The sequence below is a fragment of the Streptococcus cristatus genome, from assembly GCF_019685515.1.
GTDB lineage: Bacteria > Bacillota > Bacilli > Lactobacillales > Streptococcaceae > Streptococcus.
Window position 1 is genome coordinate 1,021,039 of sequence record NZ_JABFFN010000001.1, and the last position, 20,493, is coordinate 1,041,531.

The 20,493-nt window shown below is 40.2% G+C and carries 16 protein-coding genes and 1 tRNA gene; 3 read left to right on the forward strand and 14 right to left on the reverse strand.

Translation table 11 applies throughout. The annotated features are described in order from the left end of the window. Positions 1-29: 29 nt before the first annotated feature. The 7 genes from FOA33_RS04905 to FOA33_RS04935 form a co-directional block, all read right to left on the reverse strand. Complete coding sequence (locus tag FOA33_RS04905; RefSeq protein WP_221160830.1) at positions 30-2,018, reverse strand: ABC transporter permease; 1,989 nt, start codon at positions 2,016-2,018, stop codon at positions 30-32. Between the two features lies 1 nt (position 2,019). Further along, positions 2,020-2,778, reverse strand: a complete 759-nt coding sequence (locus FOA33_RS04910) for an ABC transporter ATP-binding protein (RefSeq protein WP_000173369.1) — start codon at positions 2,776-2,778, stop codon at positions 2,020-2,022. 541 nt (positions 2,779-3,319) lie between these two features. Beyond that, entirely contained in the window at positions 3,320-4,864 is a 1,545-nt protein-coding gene (locus tag FOA33_RS04915; protein ID WP_221160831.1) for a hypothetical protein, read from the reverse strand. Positions 4,865-4,867: 3 nt separating this feature from the next. Further along, positions 4,868-5,539: a hypothetical protein gene (locus FOA33_RS04920; protein ID WP_221160832.1), complete on the reverse strand. Its 672-nt coding sequence runs from the start codon at positions 5,537-5,539 to the stop codon at positions 4,868-4,870. A 191-nt stretch (positions 5,540-5,730) separates the two neighbouring features. Beyond that, positions 5,731-6,003 (reverse strand): PspC domain-containing protein, encoded by a 273-nt coding sequence (locus FOA33_RS04925; protein WP_084867396.1) that lies wholly within the window; start codon positions 6,001-6,003, stop codon positions 5,731-5,733. Positions 6,004-6,062: 59 nt separating this feature from the next. Beyond that, positions 6,063-6,512 (reverse strand): SprT family protein, encoded by a 450-nt coding sequence (locus FOA33_RS04930; RefSeq protein ID WP_221161284.1) that lies wholly within the window; start codon positions 6,510-6,512, stop codon positions 6,063-6,065. Further along, entirely contained in the window at positions 6,499-8,628 is a 2,130-nt protein-coding gene (locus FOA33_RS04935; protein ID WP_221160833.1) for a Tex family protein, read from the reverse strand. The genes FOA33_RS04930 and FOA33_RS04935 overlap by 14 nt, the downstream gene beginning before the upstream one ends. Positions 8,629-8,758: 130 nt before the next feature. Here FOA33_RS04935 and FOA33_RS09230 point away from each other — a divergent pair, with 130 nt between their 5' ends. From FOA33_RS09230 to FOA33_RS04945, 3 genes are read left to right on the forward strand one after another with little or no spacing between them, the layout of a single operon-like run. Beyond that, on the forward strand, positions 8,759-8,890 hold the full coding sequence (locus FOA33_RS09230; protein ID WP_000268696.1) for an SPJ_0845 family protein: 132 nt from the start codon (positions 8,759-8,761) through the stop codon (positions 8,888-8,890). Then, entirely contained in the window at positions 8,891-9,796 is a 906-nt protein-coding gene (locus FOA33_RS04940; protein WP_221160834.1) for a permease, read from the forward strand. Next, positions 9,793-10,608, forward strand: coding sequence for a TIGR03943 family putative permease subunit (locus FOA33_RS04945; protein WP_221160835.1), 816 nt, complete (start codon positions 9,793-9,795; stop codon positions 10,606-10,608). The genes FOA33_RS04940 and FOA33_RS04945 overlap by 4 nt, the downstream gene beginning before the upstream one ends. An 83-nt stretch (positions 10,609-10,691) precedes the next feature. Here the strand turns inward: FOA33_RS04945 and FOA33_RS04950 are convergent, their stop codons facing one another. The 7 genes from FOA33_RS04950 to FOA33_RS04980 form a co-directional block, all read right to left on the reverse strand. Further along, entirely contained in the window at positions 10,692-11,618 is a 927-nt protein-coding gene (locus FOA33_RS04950) for a bifunctional riboflavin kinase/FAD synthetase (protein ID WP_221160836.1), read from the reverse strand. Between the two features lie 143 nt (positions 11,619-11,761). After that, on the reverse strand, positions 11,762-15,301 hold the full coding sequence (gene smc, locus FOA33_RS04955) for a chromosome segregation protein SMC (protein WP_221160837.1): 3,540 nt from the start codon (positions 15,299-15,301) through the stop codon (positions 11,762-11,764). Then, positions 15,292-15,990: a ribonuclease III gene (gene rnc, locus FOA33_RS04960; RefSeq protein ID WP_221160838.1), complete on the reverse strand. Its 699-nt coding sequence runs from the start codon at positions 15,988-15,990 to the stop codon at positions 15,292-15,294. Before rnc ends, smc begins: the two co-directional genes overlap by 10 nt. Positions 15,991-16,172: 182 nt before the next feature. After that, positions 16,173-16,244: transfer RNA gene (locus FOA33_RS04965), tRNA-Arg, on the reverse strand. Between the two features lie 67 nt (positions 16,245-16,311). After that, positions 16,312-17,298, reverse strand: a complete 987-nt coding sequence (gene guaC / locus FOA33_RS04970) for a GMP reductase (protein ID WP_221160839.1) — start codon at positions 17,296-17,298, stop codon at positions 16,312-16,314. Positions 17,299-17,472: 174 nt separating this feature from the next. Then, positions 17,473-18,777 carry an McrC family protein gene (locus FOA33_RS04975; RefSeq protein WP_221160840.1) on the reverse strand — a complete coding sequence of 435 codons (1,305 nt, stop codon included), beginning with the start codon at positions 18,775-18,777 and terminating at the stop codon, positions 17,473-17,475. Then, positions 18,764-20,479: an McrB family protein gene (locus FOA33_RS04980; protein ID WP_221160841.1), complete on the reverse strand. Its 1,716-nt coding sequence runs from the start codon at positions 20,477-20,479 to the stop codon at positions 18,764-18,766. Before FOA33_RS04980 ends, FOA33_RS04975 begins: the two co-directional genes overlap by 14 nt. Positions 20,480-20,493: the final 14 nt, after the last annotated feature.

The following is a 20,493-nucleotide window of genomic DNA, read 5'->3' on the forward strand; positions in this document are numbered from 1 at the left end:
ATACCTCGACAAGCATCGAGGTATCTTTTTTACATTTGCACAATCTTGCGATAGCTTCTTGAGGTAATCATAAAAATCAAAACGTAGACGATGAGGAAGATCGCACAGATGGACAGAGTGACAGTCAGCATCATGGTTGCATCTAGCACCCCAATGACTTTTAGGATGAGACTAAGCATATGATAGGCAAAGGCAAGGTGTAGGAAGGCAAAGAGCAAAGGGAGGAAGAAAACAGTTAGCACCTGTTTATTGATGGTTTGCTTGATTTGCTTTTGATCGAGACCGACTTTTTGCAAAATGATAAAGCGTTCACGGTCTTCATAGCCTTCAGAGATTTGTTTGTAGTAGATGACAAGAACTGTTCCCACCATAAAGATGATAGAGAGGAAGATACCGATGAAGAAGACTCCACCAAAGAGAGCACTCATCTGCGCACTGCTATCAGCTAGATTGCTTCCGTAAACATAGCTTCCTTCTTTGCTTAATTCTCTATTAAAATCACCAAGGAATTTTGAATAGTCGTTGGCAAGTTTGAGTTGCTCTTCCTCACTAGCTGTTACATTCATACCACCGTAGTATTGATTAAAGATGGAAGAATTAGGATGCTGGTCAAGAAAGACTTGTAGGTCAGGAACAACCAGATAGTTATAGTCCGAAGTTAGAATATTGTACTGATTTGGGACATGTTCAAGAATAAAATCTTTTTTGATTTCTTCTTTGATCGTGTAGGTCTGGTTATTTAGAGTCAGTTCTTTCTGTCCTTGAAGTTCTTTGTTTTTAGTAAACAATCCAACTTCCTTTCCTGAAAGTGCGAGTTTTTGCCCCGTCATATTCTCATAGTCTTTTTGGTCAAAGACCATAAAAACAGTTTTCGGTTGAACACGGTTTTGACCTTTGTCAAAGATTGTTAATTTCGTACCTTCTTGGTTTGCTACACCAAAGCTACTGTATCTAAGGACTTCTTTCTTTGTAACAGTCAATCCCTCATCACTAGCATACTGGTCTAGGAGTTTATTTATGTCTTCTTTTTCAACATTCTGTCCTGTAATTCCAAAATCATGTGGATTCATGACTTTCTTGAAAGTTTCAGAGCCCTTAAAGATACTCGTTGCAGCAGACATAGTCACCAAGACCATGGTTGAGAGAATAGCAATCGTCGCCAGACCAACCGCATTTTTCTTCATACGAAAAATGAGATTGGATACAGAAATCATGTTGTTAGGTTGGTAATAATAACGCTTGTTTTTCTTCAAGATTTGTAGGAAAACTGTGATTCCTGCATTGAAGAGAAGATAAGTTCCAAAAATTACCAGCAAGACTGCTACGAAGAAAATCAGAACAGCAGAAAGTGGGTTTTCAACTGTAACTGCTAGGTAATAACCCGCTCCCAAACTGATTAGACCTAGAATGGTTTGAAGGCCTAAGAAACGTCCTTTTTTCTCACCACTAGCTTTTTCACGAGAGAGCTGAAGGGCATTCATGCGTGCGATGCGAAAGGCATTGATAAAAATCAAACCTAGGAAGATAGCTCCAAAGACGATGAGAACTAGGATAAAGACAATTGGTTGGAAAGTCGAAACGAGCTCCACTTTCATCTTCATCAGCTTCAGAAGAAGGGCAAAGATTAGCTTATCAAAGAGAGCTCCTAGGCCGAGACCAGCTGTCAAGGTTAAGGAACCAAAAATAAGAAGCTCCTTAAAAACCATACTGATCAAATGGCGCTTTTCGAGACCCAACATACCATATATACCCAGCTCCTTGGAGCGGTTCTTCATGACAAAACTATTGGCATACAGGACAATAATTCCAGAAGCGATGGTAACAACCACCATACCAAGAGCGAGGGTCATAGAGATAGTTTCTCCCCCTCGGATCTTGCCAATATTAGGGTTAAGTGACAGTGAGTAAAAGAGATAGGTGATGGTCACTGCTAAGAGAACTGCTAAGGCAAAGGGATAGTAGAGTTTGCGGTTTTTGATTAAGTTGGATACCGCTAACTTATTGGTTAATCGGAACATACTAATTCACCTCGCTTGCCATAACAGTCAAAGTGTCAGAGATTTCTTGGAACATCTGACGCTCTGTCTTGTCTCCACGGTAGATTTGGTTGTAAAGAATGCCGTCTTTAATAAAGAGAACGCGCTTGGCCCTGCTGGCTGCTGCCGTTGAGTGAGTTACCATGAGAATGGTTTGGCCACGTTCATTGATTTCATCAAAAACATCCAGAAGAGCTGCAGATGACTTGGAGTCAAGAGCTCCTGTTGGCTCATCCGCAAGAAGAATTTCAGGTTCAGTGATGATGGCGCGTGCTACTGCTACCCGCTGTTTTTGACCTCCTGAGATCTCGTAAGGGTACTTCTCTTGTAATTGGTTGATACCCAAATTTTCAGCGGTTACTACCAATTTCTTCATCATCTCTGTGATAGGTTTTCGTGATAACACTAACGGAAGTAAGATATTGTCCTTAACAGACAAGGTATCTAGCAAGTTAAAGTCTTGGAAGACAAATCCCAACTTCTCACGACGAAAACTCGAAGCCTGTGAATTCTTAATAGTGGCTGTGTCTGTTCCGTTGAGGTAAACCTGCCCGCGAGTTGGCTTATCCAGCATAGCTAGGATGTTGAGCAGGGTTGATTTCCCAGAGCCAGACTCTCCCATGATGGCAACATAGTCACCCTTTTCTACGGTAAAGTGAATGTCTTTAAGTGCTTCTACTTGGTTGCCTTGAAAACGTGTTTTGTAGATTTTTTGAACGTGTTTTACATCTAAAAGTGTCATGATTTTCTCCTTCTTAATAACCCATCATTTGAAACTGTGCTTGCATCATAGCGCATCCCAGTTGAACACGCTCGATATCTTTTTGACTTGGTTTTCTTGTTTTCTTATGTAAGATTCTTTTCATGGTTTTGCTCCTTTGTTCTTTATGAGTCTAGTTTATCGCAAAAAAAGGAGGCCTGCCATAACCTAACCTTACAAAAGAGACTTTAATCTTACATTTTTGTAAGATTGAAAAAATCAAGCAATTTCGCTATCAGTATTTTACCATAAAAGAAAGGCAAGAAGAAAACCCTTGCGGATGCAAGGGTAAAGGTTCGATATTCAGTCTGCATCAATCAGTAAGAAATTTAGCTACGATTTTATAATATATTCTTTCATTTAATTATACTTTTATGTTACCAGAACTGTTTTATTCAAAAAGAAAAATCGCTCTTTATTATTTTATCAAGATATATGAAAACAATGATAAAGATTATAAATATGGTCTAAATTGTTTAAAAAAAAGAGTAATCTCTTTGTTACAATATATTCAATTTCATAGCTATAAATATCCTACACAATTAACACCAATAACTCCTCTTCTTAAGAAAATGGTTTTAATCTTATCGTAGTTAAGTTGTTCATAGTCAAAGCGTTCGTAATCAAATTTTTCATGCTCAAACGATTCGTATTCAAACTTCTCATATTCAAAAATTTCTATTCCGATTTCTTTAACCACTTCTTCAGGTAACTCGTAATCTTGATCTACTAAACCAAATAGAGTAAATCCTGATTCAACACAAAATGATAGCACTGGATTGTATATTGAAGAGTAAATAACAGAGCCAGCTATTGACCCTACAAAACTACCAATCATGTATCCTAAAGATATAACTTTATTAAGTTTAGAAAGAAAATTAGGTAGCGAAATTTTAATGTATGCATCTCCTAATAATCCCATTGAAAATGCACAGGTTGTAATAAACATTTCTTTAATTAACTCGTTAACCATCTCACTTCTATTCATCTCACCAGTAAATACTTTATACGAGCTCTTCATCGAATTCATTACTAGTACTGCCACTACACCTACTACCGATGGGTTAACTTTTTTAAGATCCTTTCCAAATACCCCAGACAGACAACTTGCTGTAATTGCAGCAGATACCGTTCCTCGAACAAAGCCCTCTCCTGCTCCTGTAAGTGCCGCAAAACCTATTTTTTTAAACTGTTTTTCATCGACATATCCATTCTTAATTAGATATGCTACTGCATTCCATATTTCAGGTGCAAGTCGCAAAACCATTGATATTGTGGCAGCTGTCAATCCTGCTTTGCATGATCGTTTTAATATGTTAGTATATTTAACAAGCTCTTCAGTTGTTAAGTGTAAATCCTCAGAATTTACTCCACCTTCTTTAGATAAACTTGCAAGTTCACGTGCTTCCTGTTCCGACAAAGCAATCGATTCATTCCCCTCATTATCTTTAACTTTATCCCTCAGTAATTTTAGAGTTTCTTCATAGCGATGAACTTGCTCCGGTCGCTTTACAGCTTCTTCTCTTATTTTTCGTTCTAAAAACATAGTCGCTTCTTTTAACTGGTCTGATGGAATTACTCTAAACTGTTCTAAGTAAACTGGAGAATTTAAATCTGTTTCAGCTGACAATCCCCGTTCTTCTAAATATAGGTCGAGGTTATCACTCCTACCTCGAGTTTTATATTCATTGAAACGATTTAAAATACTTTTCGATTGCTGGAATGCGCTTGACGCCCCGTCCTTATAATATTTTAAACCAAACTTAGCATCGAAGTTTACTCCCGTAATATCAGCAGAACCAAAATCATGGCTACGGTCAACTTGTACTCTGTTTTTTGAAAAATTAATAGCCGCATTAATATTAAAAGTTCCGGCGTGCCAAAATTCAGCAACATCTCCCTTTAGTGTGTCTATACGAGCACCACTTGTTTCAAAGTTATTTAGATTATTCACCAGCATCTTTATCTCTGATTCTACAGCGTCCACATAATGTACTCCGGCAGCATGTCCTGAAAAATTACCTGCATTCTTCTCAAAGAATTCATATCCCTCTTTAAAGGCTTCCATTCTTTATCCCTCCAAGAACTCAGATAATCCGTCCATATATAATATTAAAGTCAAAGCTCGAAATTGTTGGTCATTAATTTTTCTCTGATCATCTGTTGTTGTAATCCATTTTGTAGCTTCTGCAACCGCATTGACAGCATCCGCTGCAATAGCTGGCACAGGTCCTAAGAAAGATAATAATGTATTTCCAACATTCAACATAATATCAGGAATATCGCCCATTGCACTAACTGCAGCATCTATTGCTTGTTCTGGTAGAGATTTTTTAAATTCTATAAGTTCAAATTCGGTTTTATAGTTCCGACAAAGCTCAATAAATTCATTGTAGTCTTCTGGATTATCTATAGTTTTTGAGATAAGCATCATCCCACGTTTCCCTAACCAACCGTATTTCATTCCATATTTGTCGAATTTTATATTCATGCTAGATATTTCATTCTTACTAGCTTGATTTTCACCTATAAAGAGTACATGTTGATCAGATGTTATAGTTGCCATGTTAGCTAGATAGTCTTTTTCAAGCCATACAGCAACTCCAATAGAGCCATCTTTTGTACCAACAATATAATTATCATCATCATCATTTGTACTTACTAGTTGACGTAAATAATTACCGTAACCATGAGTTTGGTCATCGCAAACGATAATCAACTTTCTAATATTTTGCCCAAACATAAAGTTCCTCCATATTATACATGAATTTATTATTATGATTTCTTATTGTTATGTATTGCTTTCAATGCTTTGGCATGTTTCACAATAATAATCAAAATCATTTTATACGCTTATTATACCATTTCAAGATTTGATTTGACAAGTTTAAAAAAACTTCGTCCTCTTGGACGAAGTTCATGCTTCAACTATTATCACCAAAACCAGCCATCATTTTCATCAATGGCCTCGGCTTCCTTACGTTTGCGTGGTCCTGTTCCGTACATTTCGGCTTCGATTTCTTCCTTAGTTGGCAGGATAGAGGCGAGGATGATGTAAATAATCACGCCAATCCCAAAATTTGCTACGGTAAAAATGGCGAAGAGAAAGCGGACTAGGGTTACATCAAAATTCCACTTGTCTGATAGCCCAGCTAAAACTCCTGACACCATACGATTTCGTCTCATTTTATAAAATTTTGTATTCATGATTGTTTCCTCTTTCGGTATTCTTACAAGTAGTATAGCATGAATCAGAACTATCAACATCAGTCCTTAGGCCGATTTATGATGACGAGTTCACCTCGACAAACCCCACAGCGATAGCGTTTGGTATCAATTCTTCTCTTACGCTGATAACTTTGCTGGCAAGATTGGCACTGATAGACTAGGTAGGCACTTTGAGATTGTGTTTTCATGGGTGGTACATAGCGCAGTCCATCCACTTCTTTCAAAAGTTCCTTAAAATCTCGGTCCTTATGGCGATAACCCTTTTTTTGAAAATAAAGGTGATAGTGACAGAGTTCATGGCGCACGATTTTGCGAAAGACTTCTAAACCTAGTTCATTATAAACCTTGGGATTAAAATCCAAATGCCCATCCTTGGGGAAAAATCGCCCACCTGTCGTTCGCAGACGAGAATTCCACTGGACTTGGTGCGTGAAAGGTCTACCAAAGTCTTCGAGGGAAACAGACTGAACGTACTCAGTCAGTTTCATCTGGAGCAAGGAGCGACAGATTAACTTTTTCACGTTCAGTATCGATTTTCTTAACCCAAACCGTTACCAAATCTCCAACAGACACCACTTGACTAGGATGTTTGATAAATTTGCGACTCATGTGGGAAATATGGATCAAGCCATCCTCGTGAATCCCAATATCAACGAATGCACCGAAATCAACAACATTACGCACCACACCTTCTAGCTTCTGGCCGACTTTTAAGTCCTTGATATCCAGTACATCTTGACGGAGAACAGGTGCATCAAAGGAATCACGGAAATCTCGACCTGGTTTGAGAAGGTCGGCAATAATATCTTTAAGGGTTTCTGGTCCAAGATCCAGTTCTTGCGCCATCTCCCTGACTGATAGGGACTTAAGCTTACTTTGTGCTTCTTCATTCAAGTCCTTGATATCCAGGCATTTGAAGAGCTCCTTAACCGCAGCATAGTTCTCTGGATGAACTCCTGTATTATCAAGGATATTGCTACTTTCAGGAATACGGAGGAAACCAGCAGCTTGCTCAAAGGCTTTGGCACCGAGACGAGGAACCTTCTTAATTTGAGCGCGTGAAGTGATTTTTCCTTCTTCCTCACGGTATTTGACAATATTTTCAGAGATAGTTTTATTGAGTCCAGCCACATGGGAGAGAAGTGCTGGGCTGGCTGTATTGACATTGACACCGACCTGGTTAACCACCGTATCAACGACAAAGTCCAGACTCTCAGACAGTTTCTTCTGACTGACATCGTGCTGGTATTGCCCGACACCGATTGACTTGGGATCGATTTTGACCAATTCAGCAAGGGGATCCTGCAAACGTCGGGCAATAGAGATAGCCGAGCGTTTTTCAACAGTTAAGTCTGGAAACTCCTGACGAGCAAGTTCACTGGCAGAGTAGACAGAAGCTCCACTTTCATTGACGATAACATAGCTCACTTCTGGAAAATCTTTCAGAACTTCCGCCACAAAGGCTTCACTTTCCCGACTTGCCGTCCCATTTCCGATGGCAATAATTTCCACGCTGTATTGACCAATCAAGTCTGCCAAATCTTTCTTGGCTTCTTCGATTTGACGAGCAGAGGCTGGTTTAACGGGATAGATGACTTGAGTCGTCAGCATTTTCCCCGTCGCATCAACGACAGCAAGCTTGGCACCTGTACGAAAGGCAGGGTCAAATCCTAGAACCACGCGCCCTTTCAGTGGAGCAACCAAGAGGAGATTGCGCAGATTATCCGAAAAGAGTTGGATCGCCCCTTCTTCTGCCTTCTCGGTTAACTCTGTCCTAATGCGTCGTTCGATAGCAGGCAAGACTTTTTTCTTAACTGACTGTTGAACAACTTCATCTATATAGGCATTTTTCACCTTGAAACGGGCAGCAAAGAAAGCTAGAATACGATCTGTCGCGTGCTCAAAACCGACTTTTAAGACGCCTAGCTTCTCCCCACGGTTGAGAGCCAAGGTACGATAGCCCTGCATGTTGCCAACAGTCTCTGAGAATTCGTAATAAATCTGAAAAACTTGTTTTTCATCAAGACTTTCATCTTTGACTTGCGAAGTGATTTTAGAGTGTCTCAGCACTTCCTGATAGGTCATAGCACGTAGATTGACATCTTCAGATAGGGCTTCTACCAAGATATCAACTGCACCAGCCAAAGCTTCTTGACCAGTTGCAAATCCTTCACAGACAAACTTCTCAGCTTCTTTCTCTAGGCCAGTTACATTTTGCAAAATCAAGCGAGCAAGAGGAAAGAGTCCAGCTTCACGGGCAATGGTTGCCTTGGTCCGACGTTTTTCCTTATAAGGAAGATAGAGTTCTTCTACGTCTGCTAATTTTTCAGCTGCCAAAATAGCTACTTCCAATTCCTTGGTCAGCTTGCCTTGTTCTTGAATCTTAGCTAAGACAGCTTCTTTACGGTCGTTGAGATTTGTCAGACTTTTATCCAGGTCTATAATGGCCTTAATCGCCACCTCATCCAAACTACCAGTCATGTCCTTTCGATAACGCGCGATGAAGGGAATTGTCGCCCCCTCAGCCGTCAAACTTAGAACAGTATCGATTTGCTTTAAGGTTACACCCAAATCTTGGGAGATTTTTTCATATTTTTTATCCATGAATCTATTATACCATAAGGAACTGCTCTTGTTTTGCCTTACCTGTTTTTGCATCTTTGATTATCAAAATAATCCCTTTTCCACAAAATAATAGTATAATAGAGGTAGAATGTAGAAAAGAGGTAGGCCCATGGCTGTTAAATTTACAAAAACCGATGACTTGGACAAGATGTTTGAGGAATTTGCCAAACTTCCTGACTTAACACAGGTCACTTTCCCAGATGACAAAGACAAAAAAGAAAAAGTTGAGAAGAAAAAATAGATGACTGTTTTCCAATCTCTTCCTCCTAGCATCTTACAAGCCGGGGCTATTTTTCTCTCCATCATGATTGAAGCCCTTCCCTTTGTCCTGATTGGGAGTCTGATTTCGGGATTGATTGAGGTCTATATCACGCCTGATAAAGTTTATGAGTTTCTTCCTCGAAATCGTTGGGGGAGGATCTTTTTTGGTACCTTCATTGGCTTTCTCTTTCCTTCTTGCGAATGTGGAATCGTTCCGATTATCAATCGTTTTCTGGAAAAGAAAGTGCCCAGCTACACAACGGTTCCTTTTCTGGTGACTGCTCCCATCATCAATCCTATCGTTCTTTTCGCTACATATTCTGCCTTTGGCAATTCAATAAAACTTGCCTTCTTGCGAGCTCTGGGAGCTATTGTGATTGCTTTGGTTCTGGGGATTTTCCTAGGATTTTTCTGGAAGGAACCCATTCAAAAAGAGAATCCTATCGCTTGCCATGAACATGACTTTTCACACTTGGATCCCGCTAGAAAAGTCTTTCAGGTATTTATACAAGCTATTGATGAGTTTTTCGATATGGGGCGTTACCTGGTCTTTGGCTGTCTCTTTGCGGCTATCGTGCAGGTCTATGTCCCGACTCGGATCTTGACCTCTATCAGTGCTAGTCCAGTCCTTGCGATTCTCTTGCTCATGTTTCTAGCCTTTCTCCTCTCTCTTTGTAGCGAGGCAGACGCCTTTATCGGTGCTTCTCTCCTCTCGAGCTTCGGCCTGGCGCCAGTCCTTGCTTTTCTGGTCATTGGCCCCATGCTTGATATCAAAAATCTCCTCATGATGAAACACTATCTCAAAGCGCGCTTTATCTGGCAATTCATGGGCATCGTGACAGTGCTTGTCTTGCTTTATTCTTACATGATGGGGGTGATGCTATGATCCGATTTTTCATTTTACTGGGTTATTTTGCCCTGACTCTGTATCTGCAGCTATCTGGCAAGCTCAGTCACTACATCAACCTCCACTATTCCTATCTAGTCTATATCTCTATGGTCCTTTCTCTTCTGTTGGCTCTGGTCCAATTCTATATCTGGATCAAGAAAATCAATTCTCACAGCCATTTGGAAAGTCGTCGAGCTAGACGAATCAGCATCCTGTTACTGTCGCTACCTCTGTTGATTGGAGTTGCCTTTCCGACAGTAAGTTTGGACTCGAGAACCGTATCTGCTAAAGGATACCATTTCCCACTTGCTGAGGGAATCAACACAGCCATTCAGGCAAGCGAAGGAACATCCAGTCAATACCTCAAACCCGATACCAGCACCTATTTTTCCAAATCTACTTATGAAAAGGAAATGAGGTCTACAGCTGACAAATACCTCACCCAACCAACCATTCACATCACTGATGAAAACTATATGGAGGTCATGGAAGTTCTCTATGACTATCCACAAGAGTTTGAAGGAAAGCAAATCGAGTTTACAGGCTTCGTCTATAACGATCCTAGCCATGAAGATAGCCAATTCCTCTTTCGCTTTGGGATCATCCACTGTATCGCAGACTCTGGAGTATATGGACTTCTGACAAAGGGAAACTCACGCCAGTATCCTGACAATACTTGGATTACCGCTAGGGGAACCCTGACCCTCCACTATCATAAAGAACTCAAACAAAAACTCCCAACATTAGAGGTTGAGAGTTTCACAAAAGTAGACAAACCAGAAAATCCTTATGTCTATCGCGTGTTTTAATAAAAAGTAGCCTTTGCAGGCTACTTTTTTTGTCCATTATATTAATTTCATTCTACCTTCTCTTTCGAATTGATAGAAAACTCTCACTCTCCATCCGTCCAGTTTCGAGCAATCTCTTCGTCTTTCTGGAGTTGGTCTACCAATTCCTCTACGGAGTCAAATTTGACCATATCGCGAACACGGTCCAGCCAGTAGACCATGACTGTCTCACCGTAAATATCGTCTGAAAAGTCGAAAATATTGACTTCAAAACGTGGTTCTTCTCCATCGAAGGTAACATTTTTCCCAACACTTGCCATGCCACGATATCTCTGACGTTGCACTTCGATATCGACTACGTAAACACCGTCCGCTGGCATGTAAGTTCGGTCTCTTAGGACCAGATTGGCTGTTGGATAACCAATAGTCCGCCCACGAGCATTTCCATGAACGACCATTCCACGAGATGGGAGCGGAGTGCCGAGCAGATGCTTGACTTCCTTTACATCTCCATCAAGAATTGCCTGACGAATCCGTGTAGAACTAATCTTGCCCTTTTCATCCTCAACTGGAGGAACAATGATGATCTCTCCATCAAAATAGTCCATCAGGTCATCCGCAGTTTTCTTATCTGAGCCAAAGGTATAGTCAAATCCTGCTACAATAATCGCTGGTTTTAAAGCTCGAACATAGGTATCAAAGAATTCTTGACCCGTTAGACTAGCAAATTTGCTACTAAAGTCAAGTAGGAAAAGAGCCTCTACTCCGTGCCACTTCATCTTGTGCTCTCGTTCCTCATGATTGACGATGTGAAGCATGAGTTCAGGTTGGTAAGGTTGTAAGGCAAGTTTTGGCGATTCTGTAAAGGTCATCACGACAACTGGCAGATAATCCTTCATCGAAGCCTTACTGGCTACTTCAAAGAGTTTCTGATGCCCCTTGTGGATGCCATCAAAATAACCTAGTACAAGGACTGTATTACCTGGTACTGCAATATCTTTTTCGTTCTTAATAGGTACTGTTGTAATCATGAAACTATTATATCATAGAGAAAGTCTTTTCGCTAAGAGGAAATCCCAAATGTCGTTTTTTGCGCCTGAACTGACCGTAAGAGAAAATTTAGGGCTTTAGTTTTAAAAAATAGCACCTCCTAAGAGATGCTATCGTTTGTTAACTAGTCTACTGTTTCTTCCAAATCTTTTAACTTAACCGAAACAATCTTAGACACACCTGATTCTTGCATGGTAACTCCATAGATAGAATCCGCTGCCGCCATCGTCCCCTTACGGTGGGTTACGACGATGAACTGACTATCCTTGTCAAAGCGATTGAGGTAATCCCCAAAACGTTTAACATTAGCTTCATCCAGCGCCGCCTCTACCTCGTCCAAGATAACGAAAGGAATGGTCTTGACTCGAATGATAGAGAACAACAAGGCAAGAGCAGAAAGGGCTTTCTCACCACCACTCATGAGGTTGAGAGATTGGATTTTCTTACCTGGTGGTTGGACAGAAATCTCCACACCAGCTGTTAAAAGATCGCCCTCAGTCAATATCAAATCTGCCTGACCACCGCCAAACATCTGTCTAAAGGTCACTTTAAAGGACTCACGAATAGCTTCAAAAGTGGATTTGAAGCGTTCCTTAACCTCATCATTCATCTCTGTAATGGTCTCAAGGAGTAGATTTTTCGCAGACAGAATATCATCTCGTTGGCTATTGAGGAAATCCAGACGGTTGTGAACTTCTTCGTACTGTTCAATAGCATCCAAATTGACTGGACCCAGTGAGCGAATAGCCTTCCCAAGATCTTTAACCTCTTGCTCCGCCAGATTGAGATTTTCCAGTTCATGAGCCTTTTCTAGCGCCTCTGTGTAACTGATCTGGTACTGGTCTGTTAATTGAGCTTGTAGATAGCGCAAGCGTTCGCTGACCTTTTCCTTCTTGGCTTCAGCACGTGTTTGCTTACGAATCCACTCTTCATTCTGCTGACGAGCTTGATCCAAATGGCTGGCAATGTCATCCAGCTGGCCTTCGATATCATCCAACTCAAACTGCTTGCGAATCAGACCTTGTTGGAGGTTTGTTTTCTGAGTTTTGGCCTCTTCCTCCTGCTGACTTAGCAAATCCGTATCCACTTTCTCAAGATTATCAACCTTTTCTTGGAGGAGGCGCTGGATTTCCTCTTGCTCAATATCTAGATTATCCAGTTCCTTACCTAAGCGTTCTATATCAGTCACTTCGTACCGCTTTTGTCCTTGCAGTTCTGACTTAAGCAAGCGCGCTTGAGAAATCTGTTCCTGCAAGTTTTGATAACGTTCTTGAATAGCGTTTTTGTTAGACTTAATTTCTTCAATCTCAGTTTCCAGATTTTGCTTTTCACTGGCGATAGTAGCAAGTCGCTCTTGGCATTTTTCCTTGTCCGCTTGCCAATCTCCTTCAGTAAGGCGATTTAATTCCTCTTCTTGAAGTTTCCAAAGAGTTTCCAGTTCTTCGACCTGCTGATTGGTTTGTTGATAAGCGAGGTACAAACCTTGCTCCTGAATACGAGCTTGCTCACCCTGAGATTTGATGGTTTCTAATCTTTCAGTTAATACTGCCATCTCATCTTGCAAAGTCTTCAAAGCCGCTTCTTCCGAACGCAAACTAGCTTCTTCTTCAGCAATTTCTTTTTGTAATTGCTCCAGCTCTGGCTTGATGAAAATACTGTTGTTCTGACGATTGGCACCACCCGCGTAGGAACCACCTGTACGCAATTCTGTGCCATCCAGTGTCACCATACGAACCTGGTAACGAACTTGACGAGCAGCTGCACGCGCATGTTCTACGGTATCAAAGATAGCCGTCGTAGCTAACAAGTTCTTGAAAATGGCTTCTAGTCTCTTGTCAAACGACACCAACTTATCTGCCATGCCCAGAAATCCTGGACTTGCTGCAATAGCATCTTGATTCTGACTAGAAATCGTACGAGCTTTGATAGTCGTCAACGGAAGGAAGGTTGCACGACCGGCTCTGTTGCGCTTGAGGAAATCAATAGCCTTAGTCGCTGCGTTCTCATCTTCTACGATGATGTGCTGACTGCTGGATCCAAGCGCAATTTCTAGGGCAGTTTGATAATGAACATCAAAAGTCAAATGTTCACTGACTGCACCAATGATCCCACCAAGACGGTCTTTTTCTTGGAGAACACTCTTAACACCCGCATAAAAATTACTATGATTTCTTAGGATGTTTTCCAAACTCTGTGCTCTAGCCTGTTTGTTTTTGAGACTATCCAGACGATCAAAGAGTTGGCTCTGCTGGGCTTGGTAAGAAACTTTCTGATCCTCTTGTTCCTTGGCACTAGCTTGGTAGTCTGCCAATAGTTTTTGAACCTGCTCCTTGGCAGTTTCAAGCTCAGCCTGCTGTTGACTCGCCTTCTCTTTAGCTGTAGCCAGTTGTTCTTTCAATTTCTCAAGTTGATCTGCTTGTTTTTGAGATAGCTGACGGCTGTTTTCCAGTTCATTCTCGATGCGGGTCAGTTGGTTTGAGACATCCGCTTCTTCTTGTAAAAGAGCGACAAAGCATTCGCGCAAGAGTTCGATCATCTGGTCAGGATCATCTGAAAAAGCTAGCAATTCTGCTTCTAGACGATTGAGTTCCTTGTTGTTTTCAGCTAGACTTTCCTCTAACTGTTCCAGGTTCGCTTCTTTTTCAGCTTTTTCCTTACTTAGCGCCTTTCTCTTCTCTTCCAAAGTCGCCAAACGGGCTTGTGCTTCTTGTTGATTGAGGGCTACCTGCTCGGACTCCAGTTTTGATAGGGCTAATTTTCTCTCTAAATCACTTATCAGATTCGTCAGATCCATCAAGCTCCCTTGATCTTTAGCCATTTCAGCTTGGAGATCTTGGCGTTTCTTTTTAAGACTTTGATTTTCTTCTTCTAACTCTTCACGCTTTTGGTAATAGCTAGTCAAAAGTTCCTGAACTTGCGTTAGCTCTTCTTCCGTCAGCTCTAGTTCAGCCTTATTTTCCTTGATTTGGGCAACCAGTACATCCAAGTAAATTGCCTTACGTTGACCATCCAAGTCGAGAAACTTACGAGCATTCTCGGCTTGTTTGGCAAGAGGCTTGATTTGATTGTCCAACTCATAGATAATATCCTCTAAGCGGTCTAGATTATCTTGAGTTTGTTGCAGTTTGCTTTCTGTTTCTTTTCGACGAGTTTTGTACTTTAAAACTCCAGCAGCTTCTTCAAAAATAGCTCGGCGTTCTTCGGGCTTGGAGTTAAAAATCTCCTCTACCTTCCCTTGAGAGATGATGGAGAAGGAATCCCGTCCCAAACCGGTATCCAAGAAGAGGTCATGAATATCACGCAAGCGCACTTTCTTTCCATCAATTCGATACTCGCTATCTCCACTACGGTAGATATGGCGTTCTACCTTAATGACTTGCCCTGCATCCTTGATAAAGCCATCTTCATTGTTCAAGGTCACGATAACAGAGGCATAATTGAGTGGTTTACGACTTTCTGTTCCAGCAAAGATAACGTCAGGCATCTTACCACCACGAAGGCTCTTGATACTGGACTCTCCCAAGGCCCATCGCAGACTTTCTGTGATATTTGACTTTCCAGATCCATTTGGCCCAACGACAGCTGTCACACCTTGATCAAAAACGACCTTGGTCTTGTCAGCAAAGGACTTGAATCCCTGGATCTCAATCTCCTTTAAATACATGAACTCAGCCCTTTCTCAACGGCATTTTTTGCGGCCTCTTGCTCTGCTAATTTTTTGGAACGGCCTTGACCTTTTCCTATACTCTTGCCCTCAACCAGAACTTCTACATCAAAAACCTTATCATGGGCAGGCCCCGTCTCAGAGGTCACCTGGTAGCGAATATCCACATCTCCATTAACTTGGAGCAACTCTTGCAGATGTGTCTTGTAATCCTTAATCATTTCAAAGTCACCTGCTTCAACCTTGGGAATCATGACTTGATAGATGAACTCTTTTACCCTAGCAACATCCTTGTCTAAAAGCAACGCTCCCAAAAAGGCTTCAAAGGCATCTCCAAGAATGGTGTCACGATTACGCCCACCAGACTTTTCTTCCCCTTTCCCCAGCTTGATAAACTGGTCAAACTGGCAATCACGCGCAAAACCAGCCAAACTCTCCTCACGGACAATCATGGCACGGAGTTTAGACAAATCTCCCTCTGGTTTCTTAGGATATTTTTTATACAGATATTCTGAAATCAATAATTGCAGAACAGCGTCTCCTAAAAATTCCAAGCGCTCATTGTGTGAAATTTTTAAGAGGCGGTGCTCATTGGCATAACTCGTATGAGTAAAGGCAGTTTCCAGTAAGTTTTTGTCTGCAAATTCGATTGCAAAACGCTTCTTTAGTACAGTTTGTAATTCTTTCATACCAACCTCTTTCTAACTGATAACAGTCTCTTTTATTATATCAAAAAAAACCCCCTGAGTCACTTTAAAACGGGACTAGAGGGGATTTGAGCATTTTTTAGAATAAAATTTTTAATTTTAGGGGCAAATTTGGGGCGAGATAAAGAAAAAGCCTTATTTAAGGCTTTCTTGGGCTATTTACATCCACCCTGAGGGAATCGAACCCCCATCTCAAGAACCGGAATCTTACGTGATATCCATTACACTAAGGGTGGAAACTTGTCTTATTATAACAGAAATTTGCTCTAATAACAAGTTTTTTATGGGTAGACTAAGCGTCCATTAGTGGGATGCATCCCCGTTCCAGATAGAGTTTTTCACGATAACATAATCAACGTGTTTGAGGTCCGCAACCTTGCGTCCACCTGCGTAGGAAATAGCACTTTGCAAGTCCTGCTCCATCTCAGTAAGGGTATCTTGCAAGTGTCCTTTGGCAGGAAGTAAGATGCGTTTTCCTTCCACGTTTTTATAAGCACCCTTTTGATATTGTGAAGCTGAACCATAGTATTCTTTGAACTGTTCCCCATCAACTTCAATCGTTTTCCCTGGGCTTTCAATATGTCCTGCAAAGAGGGATCCAATCATGACCATGCTAGCACCGAAACGGATAGACTTGGCAATGTCACCATGGGTACGAATCCCACCATCAGCGATGATTGGTTTACGAGCTGCTTTAGCACACCAACGGAGAGCAGCCAATTGCCAACCGCCAGTACCAAAACCTGTTTTCACCTTGGTGATACAAACCTTACCAGGACCAATTCCAACCTTAGTGGCATCCGCTCCAGCATTTTCCAATTCACGCACAGCTTCTGGTGTTCCAACGTTGCCAGCGATGACAAAAGTATCCGGCAATTCTTTCTTGATGTGTTGAATCATAGAAATCACGCTATCCGAATGACCGTGAGCGATGTCAATCGTGATGTACTCAGGAGCATCAGCCTTGAGCTGGCTAACGAAATCATACTCATAGTCCTTGACACCAACAGAAATGGAAGCAATGAGCCCTTGATCGTGCATACGTTTGATAAAAGGAATGCGCCCAGCCTCGTCAAAACGGTGCATAATGTAAAAGTAACCGCCTTTAGCAAGTTGCTCTGCTACGTTCTCATCCAAAATCGTCTGCATATTTGCTGGCACAACAGGTAGTTTAAAAGTGTGTTTTCCAAACGTAATACTTGTATCCGCTTCTGAACGGCTTTTAATGACACATTTATTTGGGATCAACTGAATATCTTCGTAATCAAAAATTGGAAATTCATTTAACATATCGATGTCTCGTTTCTTTTATAATGACCTACCTATGCTTACGCACCCCTACGTCTTTTCTGACGTTTCCTTGATTTATTATAAACCAAGGTACAGTTTTTGTCAAATATTTCCAATAATCAAATTATATCGTTCGGGAATTACTTGTGTAAATGGTAAGAGAAAGAGGAGAGATTAGATTCTCCCCGCTTCTTCATTAATAATCGCTTTAAAATTTTCTTCTGAATTTTCCATCATTTTACAAAATGCACTATAGGATGAGGCATTCTGAGGGATTTGGATAGACCACTTCTTCAATTGGGCTCCATAGCCAGCTAGTTTTCCTATTTCACTATTTACTGACTGCTCCATACTAGGAAAAATCAGTCCAGCTTTCTCAGATTTTAAGATATAAGAATAGGAAATCAATTGGAACAAGTCCTCACGGTTAATCCCTCTTTCAGTGAACTCCAGTTTTTTATATTTTGCATCTAGAACAATCTTTCGTTCTCTGTCATAAAAATCTGGATATACTTTTCGTTTCCCAACAGAAAATACTGAAATTCCGTCCGTCTTATCCTTATTTCTGGGATGTACAAAACATTTTGGCAACAAGGTGTAGACATACTCTTCCCAAAGCCAGGCAACATCAAAGAGAATACCATGGATTTTTTGCTCATGATATCCTAACCCATGCTTCTCTCTATTTAGGATCATCAGGCAAAGCTCCTGTAACTTTCTGTACTCTCTGAAGTAGGCGTGTCGGATGGGTTTCGTTTTATTCATTCTGATAATCTTAGCACGATCAGCAAGTTTATAAGACGGACTTACACGGATAATTTCAGCTATAGTTTCACGATTATTATCAAGCAAAGATCTGAAACTTTTTTGAATCTTTATGTACTCAATCGTATGCCGAATCAATTGCATGAGTGGATTATCATAGGTGAACTCTCTCGTTGTGTAGGCAACATTTCCCATAAAAGGAACATTTCTCTTAAGATGATTTCCCACATCTATCACTCCCTTTACATGACTGTCGTTATGAGAAAATCTCTGGTATTCCTTATAAAGACCTTTTCTGAGAGCAGCTTGTAAATACTTGGGAAAGAGGTAAATCAAAAGCTGATAGAGTTTATCCTCTAGAGATAGACCGACATCTAAACTAGTCAGATTGATATTGAGAACCTTTTGTAAGAGACAATGCAAAAAGTGGTCGTTATATTTATCAGAAAAACGAGAGGAAATCGTTAATCTTTCCTGACCACACCCCAGAAAGCCAATCACATTTCCTGTCTTGATTTCCTGATTAACTGTTTCCAAAATCTTTTGGTCCCTGTCTAGATCAGGAGAATTCATCAAATCATTTGGGAAAATAAAAATATTGTCCTCTCGAGATAGGTTATCTAGTGTTCTATCAAGGAGCGCTTGACTTAGATTGGGAAATTCTGCGACAAAGTCCTCTTTAGCAATTCTATACTGATTATCAGTTATCCGCATCATTATCACCAGTATATTGCTGATCTGTTTCCTCGTTATTTGTCAGATCAAATGCTTTTTTCAATGTATCCAGAGTTTCAGCCTCCTCATAAGAACCACGTAAGTAATCTTCCAATAGAGGTTTGAGGTAATCAGACCAGAGTAACTCATAGTCAAAATCCACTTCTTCCAACTTAAGGAAATAACTTGGTCCGATATGATAATGACTGTTTAATTCCTGAACATTTTCGATAGCAGCGTTCAAGTTTCTTAGACGAGTTTTTGCTTCTTCTGCATGGATATTCAGCTCTTTATCCAACATGCCAACTTGACTCTCGGCAGTAACTTCAACAAAACGGAAACGACGACGCATAGCAAAATCAAAGGTATCTACTGAACGATCAATATCATTCATGGTTCCAATAATATAGACATTCTCAGGAATATAAAATTTGTCATCCGTCTCATGTAAATTAGCATACTGGGTGGAAACACTCCCGCTTTCACCACGATAACCAGGGTCGATAGAGAAAAAGAGTTCGCCAAAAATCTTAGAAATCTCCCCACGATTGATTTCATCAATGATGAAGACGAATTTCTTGTCTGTGTCAATTTCTGTTGGAGAAATATAATCTTTCAGACCAAATCTTTTCTTTAAAGTTTCTAGGACTTTTTTTCCTTGATTACGATAATAGGGCTGTTTCAGATATTTTTCATCTTTATACAGTTCATAAACATAAGATTTTGTTAAGACAGTTCCTTGGGCTTTGGTTTCATAATTGATATTAAAATTATTTCGACTATTTACTGTGAGATAGGAAAATTCTGTCAAATATTCTTTTTCATCTCTACTATTTACATATTCAAGATAAAGATCCCAAGATTCATCAAAATTATCTTGTCCTCCAGTTTTCTGGGCTTCTTTAGCTAATTGGCAGAACTTCTTAAAAATGCCGTCCTGCAAGCCAAAGTTAATCTGTCCATCATTTACCAGGATTGGTCTCAATCCCTCTACAAAATCTGTATAATCGTAGGAAGGGTGAAACTGTACAAAGCCGATTTGGTCTTCGTTGCCACCCGTTAACTCCATAGCAATTTCTTTAGCAAGATAAGTTTTTCCTGTACCAGGAGCACCTCGAAGAATGAGGTTTTTAGATTTTTTTAATATACCACTATAATTAAATAAAAAATCATTCCTTAACATAGTTTCACTTTCTAATTTTTTATACTTTTTCCAATTAGGATGATTCAAAAAATAGTCATAGTCTTGAATTATGATTTCATCACTTGCAGCAAATTTTATTAACTGGTTAGTCTCTTTAGTTCGATACTTAATATCTGATGGAAACCATATTGTTTCTTGCCCCGTAAAGAAAAACCACTCCCTCTCTATATACTCTTTTTTCCAATCAACAATAATGGTATGCCCATCATCTAAAACCTCTTTAACAGTCGCCATTCCACGAATTTTCATCACAGAAACCTTTAAATCATCTTTCTTTACAAAAGGTACATTCTTCTTTTTGACATATGTGGATTTAGCAAATAAAACGTCACCTGGTTTAATTTTATTAAACAACTTTAACATTCTTTGATACTGTTTATTTTCCTCGTTATTATGCCATCCTAATTCCCACTTTCCTTCTTTCATAAAATATTCAAGATAATCATCATCACCAAATTTTGTACCAACAAAAAAATAGTTATTTTGTTCACTGTTCATTTGAATACTCCTTT

Bases quoted from the DNA above. Each gene is read 5' to 3' on its own strand.
- FOA33_RS04950 (WP_221160836.1), bottom strand. From the start codon at position 11,618: ATGATTACAACAGTACCTATTAAGAACGAAAAAGATATTGCAGTACCA.
- FOA33_RS04930 (WP_221161284.1), bottom strand. From the start codon at position 6,512: ATGAAACTGACTGAGTACGTTCAGTCTGTTTCCCTCGAAGACTTTGGT.
- FOA33_RS04975 (WP_221160840.1), bottom strand. From the start codon at position 18,777: ATGCGGATAACTGATAATCAGTATAGAATTGCTAAAGAGGACTTTGTC.
- FOA33_RS04905 (WP_221160830.1), bottom strand. From the start codon at position 2,018: ATGTTCCGATTAACCAATAAGTTAGCGGTATCCAACTTAATCAAAAAC.
- FOA33_RS04910 (WP_000173369.1), bottom strand. From the start codon at position 2,778: ATGACACTTTTAGATGTAAAACACGTTCAAAAAATCTACAAAACACGT.
- smc (WP_221160837.1), bottom strand. From the start codon at position 15,301: ATGTATTTAAAGGAGATTGAGATCCAGGGATTCAAGTCCTTTGCTGAC.
- FOA33_RS09230 (WP_000268696.1), top strand. From the start codon at position 8,759: ATGGCTGTTAAATTTACAAAAACCGATGACTTGGACAAGATGTTTGAG.
- FOA33_RS04925 (WP_084867396.1), bottom strand. From the start codon at position 6,003: ATGAATACAAAATTTTATAAAATGAGACGAAATCGTATGGTGTCAGGA.
- guaC (WP_221160839.1), bottom strand. From the start codon at position 17,298: ATGTTAAATGAATTTCCAATTTTTGATTACGAAGATATTCAGTTGATC.
- FOA33_RS04915 (WP_221160831.1), bottom strand. From the start codon at position 4,864: ATGGAAGCCTTTAAAGAGGGATATGAATTCTTTGAGAAGAATGCAGGT.
- FOA33_RS04980 (WP_221160841.1), bottom strand. From the start codon at position 20,479: ATGAACAGTGAACAAAATAACTATTTTTTTGTTGGTACAAAATTTGGT.
- FOA33_RS04935 (WP_221160833.1), bottom strand. From the start codon at position 8,628: ATGGATAAAAAATATGAAAAAATCTCCCAAGATTTGGGTGTAACCTTA.
- FOA33_RS04940 (WP_221160834.1), top strand. From the start codon at position 8,891: ATGACTGTTTTCCAATCTCTTCCTCCTAGCATCTTACAAGCCGGGGCT.
- FOA33_RS04920 (WP_221160832.1), bottom strand. From the start codon at position 5,539: ATGTTTGGGCAAAATATTAGAAAGTTGATTATCGTTTGCGATGACCAA.
- FOA33_RS04945 (WP_221160835.1), top strand. From the start codon at position 9,793: ATGATCCGATTTTTCATTTTACTGGGTTATTTTGCCCTGACTCTGTAT.
- rnc (WP_221160838.1), bottom strand. From the start codon at position 15,990: ATGAAAGAATTACAAACTGTACTAAAGAAGCGTTTTGCAATCGAATTT.